The sequence below is a fragment of the Streptomyces sp. NBC_01224 genome, from assembly GCF_036002945.1.
Lineage (GTDB): Bacteria > Actinomycetota > Actinomycetes > Streptomycetales > Streptomycetaceae > Streptomyces.
Genome location: NZ_CP108529.1, coordinates 3531704 through 3543473, shown reverse-complemented (window position 1 = coordinate 3543473; position 11770 = coordinate 3531704). Strand labels below are relative to the sequence as shown.

The 11770-nt window shown below is 70.1% G+C and carries 13 protein-coding genes; 6 read left to right on the top strand and 7 right to left on the bottom strand.

Annotation, left to right across the window (positions count from 1 at the left end):
• Nucleotides 1-38 precede the first annotated feature (38 nt).
• Nucleotides 39-749 carry a uridine kinase gene (locus OG609_RS15300; RefSeq protein ID WP_327273334.1) on the bottom strand — a complete coding sequence of 237 codons (711 nt, stop codon included), beginning with the start codon at nt 747-749 and terminating at the stop codon, nt 39-41.
• Between the two features lie 63 nt (nt 750-812).
• On the opposite strand from OG609_RS15300, the gene OG609_RS15295 reads away from it, so the two are divergent.
• Nucleotides 813-1187 (top strand): hypothetical protein, encoded by a 375-nt coding sequence (locus OG609_RS15295; protein ID WP_327273333.1) that lies wholly within the window; start codon nt 813-815, stop codon nt 1185-1187.
• 114 nt (nt 1188-1301) lie between these two features.
• On the opposite strand, the gene OG609_RS15290 is transcribed toward OG609_RS15295, so the two are convergent.
• From OG609_RS15290 to deoC, 3 genes are read right to left on the bottom strand one after another with little or no spacing between them, the layout of a single operon-like run.
• Complete coding sequence (locus OG609_RS15290; RefSeq protein WP_327273332.1) at nt 1302-2207, bottom strand: aldehyde dehydrogenase family protein; 906 nt, start codon at nt 2205-2207, stop codon at nt 1302-1304.
• The gene (locus OG609_RS15285) at nt 2197-3636 is read right to left on the bottom strand and encodes an aldehyde dehydrogenase family protein (protein ID WP_327273331.1); all 1440 of its coding nucleotides are present in this window, start codon (nt 3634-3636) and stop codon (nt 2197-2199) included. The genes OG609_RS15290 and OG609_RS15285 overlap by 11 nt, the downstream gene beginning before the upstream one ends.
• A 5-nt stretch (nt 3637-3641) precedes the next feature.
• On the bottom strand, nt 3642-4604 hold the full coding sequence (gene deoC / locus OG609_RS15280) for a deoxyribose-phosphate aldolase (RefSeq protein ID WP_327278061.1): 963 nt from the start codon (nt 4602-4604) through the stop codon (nt 3642-3644).
• A gap of 124 nt (nt 4605-4728) precedes the next feature.
• Between deoC and OG609_RS15275 the strand changes: the two genes are divergently transcribed.
• Nucleotides 4729-5403: a PH domain-containing protein gene (locus OG609_RS15275; protein WP_327273330.1), complete on the top strand. Its 675-nt coding sequence runs from the start codon at nt 4729-4731 to the stop codon at nt 5401-5403.
• A gap of 119 nt (nt 5404-5522) precedes the next feature.
• On the opposite strand, the gene OG609_RS15270 is transcribed toward OG609_RS15275, so the two are convergent.
• Both OG609_RS15270 and OG609_RS15265 read right to left on the bottom strand, forming a co-directional pair.
• Nucleotides 5523-6611: a DMT family transporter gene (locus OG609_RS15270; protein WP_327273329.1), complete on the bottom strand. Its 1089-nt coding sequence runs from the start codon at nt 6609-6611 to the stop codon at nt 5523-5525.
• Nucleotides 6611-7222 (bottom strand): TetR/AcrR family transcriptional regulator, encoded by a 612-nt coding sequence (locus tag OG609_RS15265; RefSeq protein ID WP_327273328.1) that lies wholly within the window; start codon nt 7220-7222, stop codon nt 6611-6613. Before OG609_RS15265 ends, OG609_RS15270 begins: the two co-directional genes overlap by 1 nt.
• Before the next feature lie 248 nt (nt 7223-7470).
• Between OG609_RS15265 and OG609_RS15260 the strand changes: the two genes are divergently transcribed.
• Nucleotides 7471-8040: a hypothetical protein gene (locus OG609_RS15260; protein ID WP_327273327.1), complete on the top strand. Its 570-nt coding sequence runs from the start codon at nt 7471-7473 to the stop codon at nt 8038-8040.
• A 430-nt stretch (nt 8041-8470) separates the two neighbouring features.
• Here the strand turns inward: OG609_RS15260 and OG609_RS15255 are convergent, their stop codons facing one another.
• On the bottom strand, nt 8471-9409 hold the full coding sequence (locus OG609_RS15255) for an oxidoreductase (protein ID WP_327273326.1): 939 nt from the start codon (nt 9407-9409) through the stop codon (nt 8471-8473).
• A 104-nt stretch (nt 9410-9513) separates the two neighbouring features.
• Here OG609_RS15255 and OG609_RS15250 point away from each other — a divergent pair, with 104 nt between their 5' ends.
• From OG609_RS15250 to pstC, 3 genes are all read left to right on the top strand, one after another.
• The gene (locus OG609_RS15250) at nt 9514-10134 is read left to right on the top strand and encodes a TetR family transcriptional regulator (RefSeq protein ID WP_327278060.1); all 621 of its coding nucleotides are present in this window, start codon (nt 9514-9516) and stop codon (nt 10132-10134) included.
• Between the two features lie 188 nt (nt 10135-10322).
• The gene (locus tag OG609_RS15245) at nt 10323-10703 is read left to right on the top strand and encodes a hypothetical protein (protein ID WP_327273325.1); all 381 of its coding nucleotides are present in this window, start codon (nt 10323-10325) and stop codon (nt 10701-10703) included.
• Between the two features lie 61 nt (nt 10704-10764).
• Complete coding sequence (pstC, locus tag OG609_RS15240) at nt 10765-11769, top strand: phosphate ABC transporter permease subunit PstC (protein ID WP_327273324.1); 1005 nt, start codon at nt 10765-10767, stop codon at nt 11767-11769.
• Nucleotide 11770: the final 1 nt, after the last annotated feature.

The following is an 11770-nucleotide window of genomic DNA, read 5'->3' as shown; positions in this document are numbered from 1 at the left end:
GGCAGTGGCCGGCACCGGCTCACCCCACGCGCCTGTCCCTACTCCGGAACCGGCGCCCCCACCGGTGCCCGGCGGCAGCGTCCCGCCGCCGCGGCGGCCAGCCGGCCGAGGGCCTCCTCCTTGCCGCACGGGTGCGCGCCCAGTGCCGCCTGCTGTGCCACGATCCGCCGCTCCGCGCGCATCAGCCGCCACCCCCGTCGCAGCAGGAACGGCACCGACTTGCGGCCCTCCCGCAGATCCCGCAACAGCCGACGGCGGAAGGTCGTCGTCGGACGGCCGCGCAGGCACAGCGCGTCCGCGAGCACGCCCAGTTCCTGGCACCGTTCGACGATGTCCGCCGCGAAGATCCCCTCGGCCACGAACAGTGGTGTGCGGTCGATGTGGAGGGCCTCGTGGTCGACGCGGGAGCTCGTGGCGATGTCGTACACCGGGACGTTCGTCCGCCCCGTCCGGCACAGCTCCGTGACCGCGGCGACGGCCGCATCGGCGTCCCAGGACTGTGCGGAGTCCCAGTCGATGTCCGTGCTTCCGGGGACGAGCGGCAGCGTGGGGTCGTCGCCCTCCTTGTAGAAGTCGTCCAGGCGCAGCACCGGCAGATCGGTGCGGGCGGCGAGGGAGGACTTGCCGGAGCCGGAGGGGCCCGCGAGCAGCACGACGCGGGTCAGGAGCGGTTGGGAATTCACAGGACACGATTGTGAGGCATTGACCCGCGCAGGGGATCCCCCGGAGGCCGGGTTGGTATTGAGCATCACACCTCAACTACTCTACGCACTCAAATGGTTACTCGATCGGCTCGATCAGGTGGGAACTCCATGGCACGTCACGCACTTTCCAGGTCCCGGCGCCGCGCTCTGTTGCGGGCAGGTCTGACCGTCACCGCGGTGGGCGCCGCACTCGGTGCGGGAGGTGCGGCGGCCCAGGCGGCGCCGCTGCCCCTCGTACCGGCCACGGGCGCCGACACCGGGGCGCTCGGGCACTCGCTCCACAACGGCACCGCACCGGTGACGGATCTGCGGCTCGACCCGCTGGCCGGTACGGGCACGGACCCGCTGAACAACACGGTGGAGACGCAGATCGCCGACTTCAAGCCGCTCTCCACGGCCACCGTCACCGACCCGGTGACCAGCGGCGGCGCGCTGAAGGACCTGCCGGTGGTGGGGCAGGTCACACAACAGCCGCACGGCTGAGACGGACGCGGACGCGGCCCGCTCCTCCGGGAAATCCGGAGAAGCGGGCCGCGTCCGTGCGGGCGGGCCCGGCCGGCCCTCGCGCGGGTCAGTGCGAGGAGCCGGTACGGGGCGTCAGTACGAGGACCCCGAGGTGCCGAGCGCGCCTGTCGGGTGCCAGACCGTCTTCGTCTCCAGGAAGGCCGTCAGGCGGTGGGTGCCCGGATCGGCCGACCAGTCGAAGGTGCCGTCTTCGTCCACAGGCTGTGGACGAAGTACCCGCTTCAGGTTGTCCGCCGCAGCGATCTCCAGCTCCTGCGCCAGAGCGGCGTCCGCGCCCGTGAGGTCGATCGCGTTCACGTCCTGGTGGGACGCGAGCGGTGCCGCGATCTCCGCCGTCTTCCCGGACAGGATGTTGACCACGCCGCCCGGCAGGTCGGAGGTGGCCAGCACCTCGCCCAGGGACAGGGCCGGCAGCGGGGAGTGGGCCGAGGCGACGACGACCGCCGTGTTGCCGGTCGCGATCACCGGAGCGATCACCGAGACCAGGCCCAGGAACGAGGACTTCTGGGGCGCCAGCACCGTGACCACACCGGTCGGCTCGGGCGTGGACAGATTGAAGAACGGGCCCGCGACCGGGTTCGCCCCGCCCACGATCTGGCCGATCTTGTCGGTCCAGCCCGCGTACCAGACCCAGCGATCGATGGCCGCGTCCACGACGGCCGCCGCCTTGGACTTCGACAGGCCCTCCGCGTCCGCCACTTCCCGTACGAACTGGTCCTTGCGGCCCTCCAGCATCTCCGCGATGCGGTAGAGGATCTGGCCGCGGTTGTACGCCGTCGCGCCCGCCCAGCCGCCGAACGCCTTGCGGGCGGCCACGACCGCGTCACGCGCGTCCTTGCGCGAGGACTGGGGGGCGTTCGCCAGCCACTTGCCCTTGGAGTCCGTCACCTCGTACACCCGGCCGCTCTCGGAGCGGGGGAACTTGCCCCCGACGTACAGCTTGTAGGTCTTGAAGACGCTCAGACGGTTATCGGACATCGAGGTACGCCTCCAGGCCGTGACGGCCGCCTTCGCGGCCGAAGCCCGACTCCTTGTAGCCGCCGAAGGGCGAGGTCGGGTCGAACTTGTTGAACGTGTTGGCCCAGACGACGCCCGCCCGGAGCTTGTTCGCCACCGCGAGGATGCGGGAGCCCTTCTCCGTCCAGATGCCGGCCGAGAGGCCGTACTGGCTGTTGTTGGCCTTGGCGACCGCCTCGTCGGGCGTACGGAACGACAGCACCGACAGCACCGGGCCGAAGATCTCGTCGCGGGCGATGGTGTGCGCCTGGGTGACGTTGGTGAACAGCGTCGGGGCGAACCAGTAGCCGGAAGAGGGGAGTTCACAGGCGGCGGACCAGCGTTCGGCGCCCTCCGCCTCGCCCGTCTCGACGAGCGCGGTGATCCGGGCGAGCTGCTCCGCGGAGTTGATCGCGCCGATGTCGGTGTTCTTGTCCAGCGGGTCGCCGAGCCGGAGAGTGGACAGCCGGCGCTTCAGGGCGTCCAGCAGCTCGTCCTGGATCGACTCCTGCACGAGCAGGCGCGAGCCCGCGCAGCAGACCTGGCCCTGATTGAAGAAGATGCCGGTGACGATGCCCTCGACGGCCTGGTCGATCGGGGCGTCATCGAAGACGATGTTGGCGCCCTTGCCGCCCAGCTCCAGGGTGACCTTCTTGTTCGTACCGGCGACCTGGCGGGCAATGGCCTTGCCGACCGCGGTCGAGCCGGTGAAGGCGACCTTGTCGACGTCCTCGTGCTCGACGAGGGCGGCGCCCGCGTCCCCGTACCCGGTGAGGATGTTCACGACACCCTTCGGCAGGCCCGCCTGGCGGCAGATGTCCGCGAAGAAGAGCGCGGAGAGCGGGGTCGTCTCGGCGGGCTTGAGGACCACCGTGTTGCCGGTGGCGAGCGCCGGGGCGATCTTCCAGGCCAGCATGAGGAGCGGGAAGTTCCACGGGATGATCTGGCCCGCGACGCCGAGGGGGCGGGGGTTCGCGCCGTAGCCGGCGTGGTCGAGCTTGTCGGCCCAGCCCGCGTAGTAGAAGAAGTGCGCCGCGACCAGGGGGAGGTCCGCGTCGCGCGTCTCCTTGATCGGCTTGCCGTTGTCGAGGGTTTCGAGAACGGCGAGCTCTCGGCTGCGCTCCTGGATGATGCGGGCGATCCGGAAGAGGTACTTGGCGCGCTCGGAACCGGGCAGCACCGACCACTTCTCGAAAGCCTTGCGGGCCGCCTTCACGGCCCGGTCGACGTCCGCGGCGCCGGCCTGCGCGACCTCGGAGAGCACCTCTTCGCTGCTCGGCGAGACCGTCTTGAAAACCTTGCCGTCGGCCGCGTCGGTGAACTCGCCGTCGATGAACAGGCCGTACGAGGGCGCGATATCGACGACCGAGCGCGACTCGGGGGCGGGGGCGTACTCGAATGCAGATGCCATGGGGATCAGTCCACCGTCACGTAATCGGGGCCGGAGTAACGGCCGGTGCTGAGCTTCTGGCGCTGCATCAGCAGATCGTTCAGCAGGCTGGAGGCGCCGAAGCGGAACCAGTGGTTGTCCAGCCAGCCCTCGCCCGCGGTCTCGTTCACCAGCACCAGGAACTTGATCGCGTCCTTGGAGGTGCGGATGCCGCCGGCCGGCTTCACACCGATCTGTACGCCGGTCTGCGCCCGGAAGTCGCGCACGGCCTCCAGCATCAGCAGGGTGTTCGCGGGCGTGGCGTTGGTGGAGACCTTGCCGGTCGACGTCTTGATGAAGTCGGCGCCCGCCAGCATGCCGAGCCAGGAGGCGCGGCGGATGTTGTCGTACGTGGACAGCTCGCCGGTCTCGAAGATCACCTTCAGCCGGGCGTCGGGGCCGTCGGCCCGCGCGCACTCGGCCTTCACTGCGAGGATCTCCTCGTACACCTTGAGGTAACGGCCGGAGAGGAAAGCGCCCCGGTCGATCACCATGTCGATCTCGTCGGCCCCGGCGGCAACGGCGTCGCGGACATCCGCGAGCTTGACGTCGAGCGCGGCGCGGCCGGCGGGGAAGGCCGTCGCCACTGAAGCCACCTTCACGCCGGAACCGGCCAGCGCGGCGACGGCCGTCGCCGCCATGTCGGGGTAGACGCAGACCGCCGCGGTGCGCGGGGTCGTGCGGTCGGTCGGGTCGGGATTGACGGCCTTGGCGGCGAGAGCCCGGACCTTGCCCGGGGTGTCCGCGCCTTCCAGCGTCGTCAGGTCGATCATCGAGATGGCCAGGTCGATGGCGTACGCCTTGGCCGTCGTCTTGATCGAACGGGTTCCGAGGGACGCGGCGCGCGCTTCGAGGCCGACGGCGTCGACGCCGGGCAGCCCGTGCAGGAAGCGGCGCAGCGCACTGTCGGACGCGGTCGCGTCGGAGAATGCGGGAGCAGTGGTGGGCATGGTCACCAGAGGAGCATATCTACGCGCGTAGCGACCTGTACAGGGGGCCTGCTCATCCGTGCGTCGCACAGTACGGGGACGGCCGCCCCGGCGCCCCTTGCGCACGTCAGGCAGAATCGGGCCCATGACGAGCCCCACACCGCCTGCCGAGCCCACCTACGCCGACCGGACCTTCCGGTCGCCCGCCGGGATCGCCGGGGGTGTCCTGCTGCTGATCCTCATGTGCTGGATCGGCGGGGACGCCGTGTTCCGGGGCGGCGGCCGGGTGCCGTGGCTGGCGCTGGCCGGGCTGCTGACCGCGGTGCCGCTGGTCGTCGCGTTCACGCTGCGGCCCGTCGTCCTCGCCAACGAGCAGCGCATCAAGATCCGTAACCCGTTCCGGACGATCACCATGCCGTGGACGGCGGTCGCGGATCTGCGAGCCGGGTATTCGAGCGAGCTGTTCACCGAGGACGGCGCCAAGTACCAGCTGTGGGCGGTACCCGTGTCGCTGCGCCAGCGGAAGAAGGCGGCCAGGCAGCAGTCCCGGCGGTCGCTGGACGACCCGTACGACCGCACTTCCGTGCATGCGGACGTCCGTGACACCAAAGCCCGGACAGCGACGGCCGACCAGACCATGGCGGACCTGCGGGAGCTGGTGGAGCGGGCGAAGACGGGGGCGGGTTCGGGGAAGTCGTCGAAATCCGCGGCGACTTCGGACTCTTCGCCGTCCTCGGTCTCGGTGCGCTGGGCGTACGAGGTGATCGCACCGGCGGTGGTGGGCGCGGTGCTGCTGGTGGTGCTGCTCGCGACGGGCTGAGGCCTCAGCCGCAGAGCAGCCCCGTCCTCCCGGCCCAACCCTTAGTGGCCGGCCGGTACGCGCACACATGCACGCCCGTGCCGCTGGTGACCGTCGAGACCAGCTCAAGTGTGCGACACCTACCCGGTGGGCCCACCGGTCCGGTTCTGAGGCGGAACGGCGGGAGGCGGGGGTTCCGGGAGGAGTTCCGCGAGGTGGTCTCGGGCGCGCGCGACACAGTCCGAAGACGCCGCCGAGACCGCCGATTCCACCATCGGCTTCCCCGCGGTGGCACGGCGAGTCGCTCGCAGACGCCGGGAGGGGACGGTCAGCACACCGAGGCAGGCGATGACGAGCACGATCCCGGCCCAGCCGAGGGCGGGCAGGTGTTCGCCCACGACCAGGACCGCGAACACAGCCGCTACGGCGGGCTCCAGCAGGGACAGGGTCGTCGCGGTGCTGACGGGAATGCGGGACAGGCCGAACCCGAACAGGACGTACCCGGTGAACATCGGCACCAGCGCCATGTAGAGGCCGACGCCCGCATTCGTCCAGGAGGCGACCAGCGGTGCGCCGGTGGCCAGCAGCACCGGCACGAGCATCAGCCCGCCGAGTCCGAACACCGCTCCCATGGCCGCGCGCGAGGTGACGCCGCGTGTGATGAGGCGATGCGCAGCCCACGCGTACACGGCGTACGTCACGCCCGCCACCAGCCCGAGCCCCACCCCGGCGACGGTCTGCCCGGCAGACCCCGCACCGGTTCCGGAACCGCCCTGCGCGGCCTCGGCCGCACACAGCAGCACGGTGCCGGCCACCCCGAGGGCGGCACCGGTCATCCATCGCCGGGACAGGCGCTGCCGGTCGACGATCCGCTCGATCAAGGCCGATGCCAGCGGGGCCGAACCGATGGACACGACCGTTCCCACCGCGACACCGGCCAGATGCATGGAGGTGTAGAACGCCAGCGGATACAGAGCCACGCCCGATCCCCCGACGAGCACGATCCGCCACTGCGCCCTGAGCGCCGCGCGGGCCTGCGCGATGCGACGCCCGGCCATCAGAGCCTGCAGCAGCCCCCCCAGGCCCATCGCCGCGGCACCGATCGCCAGCGGCCCCACCTGTGGTGCGAAGGTTGCCGCAGTGCCTGTGGTGCCCCACAGCACCGAGGCCAGCAGCACGGCGAGTGCGCCTGCCCCCGGTCCGGCCGCAGTGCGACCGGCGCGCTCCATCACAGGCCGTCCACCAGGCGCGCCGCCATGTCGCGTGCGCGCCGCATGCGTACGCCGTCTCCTTCGAGGCCCGCGCGCACGATGGCCCCTTCGAGCAGGAACGCCAGGTGTTCCGCTGTGGCGCGGGCCTTCTCGTCCTGGCCGGGCAGCAGCTCCTGGAGGTGGGTGGCGAGCAGGCTCTCGACCTCCTCCTTGTGGTGGCGCACCACCGTCCGGCCCTCGTGTCCGGTGGGCAGCTCGGCGGCCGCGTTGAGCAGCCCGCATCCGCGGAAGCCGTGCTCGTAGGCGAGACCGGCATGGTCGGCGTAGGCATCGAAGACGGCCAGTACGGCCTCCCGTGGGCCCTGCGCGTCGGCCAGGCGCCGCCGGTAGAGGCCGAGCCACTCCTCGTGCCGGGCCTGGAGGTAGGCGGAGACGAGGTCGGCCTTGGAGGCGAAGTTGTTGTAGAGGCTCATCTTCGCCACACCGGCCTCGGCGGTGATCGTGTCGATCCCGGTCGCCGCCACACCGTCGGCGTAGAACCGTCGCGCCGCGGCCTCAAGAATCCGCCCGCGCGCAGGCCCCTGCCGCCGCTTTCCCGGCTGTTTTCCGGCGGCCCTCGCGTCAGTCATGCCTGCTCCTTCTCCCATGATTAGGTAGACCAGTCTACCTAATCATTTGGATGCCGCCAGTGAATGCTGCACGCAGAGCGCGACTGTCACGATCCGGTGCGGCAGGTGCCCCCTTGCCGCGAGCGGACGGTTCCCATCTGACAAGATCGTGCGCTTGAACATGCGCCGGCTGTGGGGGCTCAGCCGCCCGGCCGGGCAACGGGAATGCTTCAACGGGGAGATCGAAGATGCATACGTGGAATCGTGCTGTGCCGGCGGCTGTGGGCGCTCTGGCGCTGGCCGTGGTGCTGACCGGTTGCAACGACTCGGATTCGGCGAAGGGCGGCCACAGTTCCAGCTCCTCGTCGGAGGACAGGACGAGCTACCGTCTGGGCGAGGCCAGCCCGCCGCAGGAAAGCACCATGCAGAACTCGAAGGACAGCAAGTTCACGGTCACGCCCACGAAGGTGCAGACCGGAACGAAGGCCGACATGGACAACTCCGGCCTGGAGAAGGGCAAGGACGAGGCCCCCAAGGTCCCCGTGTACGTGTGGTCCACCCTCACCCACAAGAGCGGCAAGCCCATGGAAGTCGGCGACATGGACGACGACCTGGTCGTCAAGACGGACAAGGGTGAGCGCACCAAGGCCCTCATCGTCATCATGGGTGACGCCAAGTGGCCGAACTGCCCGGCGCCCGACACCGGCAAGAAGTTGAGCCCGGGACAGTCGGAGAAGATCTGCACCGCCTTCCTGATCCCCGAGGGCCAGCAGGCCGCCGCGGTCGAACTGAGCCAGGGCTTCTACAAGGACCCGCTGGAGTGGCCGGTCAAGAACTGACGCCCGGTCGGGGCCTGGCCCAGCCCGATAGCGGGGCTTCGCTGCTCGACGGAGTGCGCGCACCCGAGACGGAGGGTGCGTGCACTCCACCGTCACCTTTGCCGGAGACGGTGGACACGACCGAGCCCGGTTCTGGAGCGGAGACACCTGCCTCTTCGCAACCCCGGGCAGTAGTGGTTGTGCGCGTGGGAGCAACCGGTCGTGTGCAGATCCGCACTCGGCCCGAAGGTCATCGAAGCAGCCGAGACCGAATGGGCCGGGCTCGTAGCGGTACTCCTGCAGCACGTGCGGGACGACGCCCTCGTCGGCGACCCACGGGTGCAGGCCCTGGCCGGTCGCTGGGAGCGTGCTGGGCAACCAGCTCCACGCCGCCGGTGGCGACGGTGGGCGGGCCGAGGCCGCAGTGCAGACGATGCGGCAGCTGAACAGGTCAGACAGGCGTCGGGAACACGAACCTTACGTCGGTCAGTTCTTCTGACACTTCCCACAGCCGACGGCCGGTCTCGGCGTCGGATGCCGTGGGGGACAACCGGACCCGCGTCGGTCCGCCGCGCAGTTCGGCCAGGCCGTCCGGGCCGATGAACTGGCCGCCCTCCACGCTCGGGTCGGTCGCCGCGTACAGCTGAGGCAGTGCGCCGTGGGCCGGGGGCTGGGCGAACAGAGGGTTGCCGATGCGGCCGAACACCACTCGCCACAGACCGATCGGCGCACTCGTCTGCAAGTTGGTGGCGGTATAGCCGGGATGGGCGAGCACGCTGCGCACCGGGCTGCCGGCTTCGGTCAGCCGTCGGTGGAGTTCCCGTCCGAAAACGGCATTGGCGAGCTTCGACTGGTTGTAGAAGGCCATGGGCTTGTAGCTGCGCTCGCCACCGAGGTCATCGAAGTGGATGCGTCCCTGCCGGTGGTTGATCGAACTCACCGTGACGACGCGTGGGTCGTGCCCGGCGGCCAGGAGATCGAGCAGCAAGCCGGTGAGCGCGAAGTGGCCGAGATGATTGCAGGCGAACTGCAGCTCGTGGCCCTGCTCGCTCAGCGATCGAGGCGGTGCCATCACGCCGGCGTTGTTGACGAGCACGTCCAGTCTTGGGTGATCGGTGTGCAACTGATCGGCGAAGGCCCGCACCGAGTCGAGATCGGCCAGGTCGAGGCGGCGCACTTCGAGGTCGGCGCTCGGCTGCTCGGCGGTGATCTCTGCGACGGCCCGGTGGCCCTTTCCCTCGTCGCGCACCGCAAGGATCACGTGCCCGCCCCGGCGGGCGAGCGCCCGGGTGGTCGCCAGGCCCAGGCCGCTGTTGGCACCGGTGACGACGAACACCCGCTTGGTCTGGTCCGGGATCTGATCAGGAGTCCAGCGCTGCTGCTCTGTCATTCGGCACAGATTGCCGTTAGTGGCACTTGGTGTCAAGATGCGCCTGAGTGTCATGCAGGGCATGGCGTTACGATGCTCCGGTGAGTTCCCGCCCCGAAGTGAGCATGGCCCAGCGCAAACGTCAGCTCGTCTCGAACGAGCTGACCGAAGCGGCGCTCCAACTGCTGGCGCTGAAGGGCTTCGACGTGGTCACCGTCGACGAGATCGTGACCGCCGCCGGTGTGTCCAAGAGGACGTTCTTCCGGTACTTCGCGTCCAAGGAGGACGTGGTCGTCCAGTTCCTGGCCGACATGGGCACCGGCATTCGCGCAGAGTTGGCGGCCCGCCCCATCGAGGAACGGCCCTCCGTGGCGCTGCGGCACGCAGTCTGGGTCTCCATCGCCGCCTGCGGCGACCACTCGGAACGTGCGCTGCCGGTGGTTCAGCTGATTCTGCGCACCCCCGCCCTGCTCGCCCGTTTCCTGGAGCGCCGGGCGCAGTGGTGCGACGACCTGACGGCGGAGTTGGCGCGCCGCCTGGGGCTCGACCCCGACACCGATCTGTACCCGCAGCTCGCCGCCGGGATGGCGCTGGCCGCCTTCGACGCCGTGCTGCAACGGTGGAGCGGCAGCGACGGCGCCGAGGACCCCGCCGAACTGACCGACCGGGCCTTCGCCGTGATCGCCCCGGCGTTGGACGCCGTTGGGCAGGGGCTCTCCCGTGGGGAGACGATCAGCGGGCAGTAAGACCTCTGTTCGTTCGCCGCGTCGCGTCCGGCGCGCGGAACACCTCTGTGTATGCCGGGCGCCCTACGGGCAACTTCCGCGTGAAAGCCGACCGTGTCGCCGGTTTCCGGTCCCACTGGTCACGTCCGTCTCCATACATTGCGCGTGCCGCCCCGACTTCCGATGCGGGCGGCGGGGGGTGGGGCGAGATGACGGATACCGGCGGTTCCGGCAGAGCGGACACCAGTGGTGCGCGCTGCCGGATCGATATCGACACGGACGGCGGATACGGCTGGCGGATGATCGCGCAGAACGGTCGCGTGGTCGCGGTCTCCGCGCTCTCGTACGGCGAGTACGGCGAGTGCCGTGCCGCGTTCGAGGAACTGTGCGCCGGGCAGCAGGGGCTGGTGGGCGGGGTGCAGCACACACCGGAGGGCAATGGCTGGATGTGGTTACTCCGGGACCGGGACGGCCGGGCCACCGTCGTTTCGGCGCGGGCGTACGAACGGCACTCGACCTGCCGGGCGGCGTACGAACGGTTCCGCGCGCTGCTCGGTGAGATGGGGGGTGTCACCGGAAGTTGCCTTTAGGGCACACCTCATTCACATCTCGGAGCGCGCATGTCCATGACGCGCCGTCAGCGTCGACCGCGTGACGAGAGATACGAGTGGGACCGAGGCGCAGGACCTGCCTCGGAGGCTGTACGCGGACCCGGGGCTGCCCGACCGCGTCTTCCGGGGGGTGGCCCGCAGCGGCGGCGGGCTGGTGCTCGCGGTCATGCTGCTGGTCGGCGGGTTTCTGCTCTACCGGGCCTGGCAGGCGTTGTCCCGGGCGGGCTGGTCGTTCCTGACGACACAGGCCTGGGAGCCGGACGCCGGCCGCTTCGGGATCGCCGCCGTGCTGGTCGGGACGGTGCTCATCGCGCTGGTGGCCGTCGCCGTCGCCGTACCGCTGGCGATCGGCGGGGCGCTGTACATCTCCGAGTACGCACCGCCCCGGCTGCGCCGCACGCTGATCAGCGTCGTCGACCTGATGGCGGCGGTGCCGTCCGTCGTCTACGGGCTGTGGGGGCTGTTCTTCTTCGAGGGGAAGATCCTCCCCACCGCTCGCTGGATCGCGACCTATCTGGGCTGGATCCCGCTCTTCCACGTGGACGGCGCCGATCCGTCCGATCCGCTCGCACCGGAGAGCGTCTACACGTCCTCCACGCTGGTCGCGGGGGTCGTCGTGGCGCTGATGGTCGCGCCGATCGCCTGCTCGGTGATGCGTGAGGTGTTCTCCCAGGCGCCGGTCGGCGAGCGCGAGGGCGCGTACGCGCTGGGGGCCACCCGCTGGGGCATGATCCGCAGCGTCGTCCTGCCGTTCGGCAAGGGCGGCATGATCGGCGGCACCATGCTCGGTCTCGGGCGGGCCCTGGGCGAGACCATCGGGGTCTACCTGATCATCTCGCCGGTCTTCGAGATCCAGTGGCATGTGCTGCAGAGCGGGGCCAGTTCGGTCGCCGCGCTGATCGCCCTGCGCTACGGCGAGGCCAGCGAGTTCGGCATGTCGGCCCTGATGGCCGCAGGCCTCGCGCTCTTTCTGATGACGCTCGTCGTCAACTTCGCCGCGTCGTCGATCGTCGCCCGCAGCCGGTCCGGCGCGGCGAGTGAATGAG

What these genes read in the sequence shown, in the direction of transcription:
- OG609_RS15300 (WP_327273334.1), bottom strand. Translation starts at nt 749, where the DNA reads ATGCTCAATACCAACCCGGCCTCCGGGGGATCCCCTGCGCGGGTCAAT.
- OG609_RS15295 (WP_327273333.1), top strand. Translation starts at nt 813, where the DNA reads ATGGCACGTCACGCACTTTCCAGGTCCCGGCGCCGCGCTCTGTTGCGG.
- OG609_RS15290 (WP_327273332.1), bottom strand. Translation starts at nt 2,207, where the DNA reads ATGTCCGATAACCGTCTGAGCGTCTTCAAGACCTACAAGCTGTACGTC.
- OG609_RS15285 (WP_327273331.1), bottom strand. Translation starts at nt 3,636, where the DNA reads ATGGCATCTGCATTCGAGTACGCCCCCGCCCCCGAGTCGCGCTCGGTC.
- deoC (WP_327278061.1), bottom strand. Translation starts at nt 4,604, where the DNA reads ATGCCCACCACTGCTCCCGCATTCTCCGACGCGACCGCGTCCGACAGT.
- OG609_RS15275 (WP_327273330.1), top strand. Translation starts at nt 4,729, where the DNA reads ATGACGAGCCCCACACCGCCTGCCGAGCCCACCTACGCCGACCGGACC.
- OG609_RS15270 (WP_327273329.1), bottom strand. Translation starts at nt 6,611, where the DNA reads ATGGAGCGCGCCGGTCGCACTGCGGCCGGACCGGGGGCAGGCGCACTC.
- OG609_RS15265 (WP_327273328.1), bottom strand. Translation starts at nt 7,222, where the DNA reads ATGACTGACGCGAGGGCCGCCGGAAAACAGCCGGGAAAGCGGCGGCAG.
- OG609_RS15255 (WP_327273326.1), bottom strand. Translation starts at nt 9,409, where the DNA reads ATGACAGAGCAGCAGCGCTGGACTCCTGATCAGATCCCGGACCAGACC.
- OG609_RS15250 (WP_327278060.1), top strand. Translation starts at nt 9,514, where the DNA reads ATGGCCCAGCGCAAACGTCAGCTCGTCTCGAACGAGCTGACCGAAGCG.
- OG609_RS15245 (WP_327273325.1), top strand. Translation starts at nt 10,323, where the DNA reads ATGACGGATACCGGCGGTTCCGGCAGAGCGGACACCAGTGGTGCGCGC.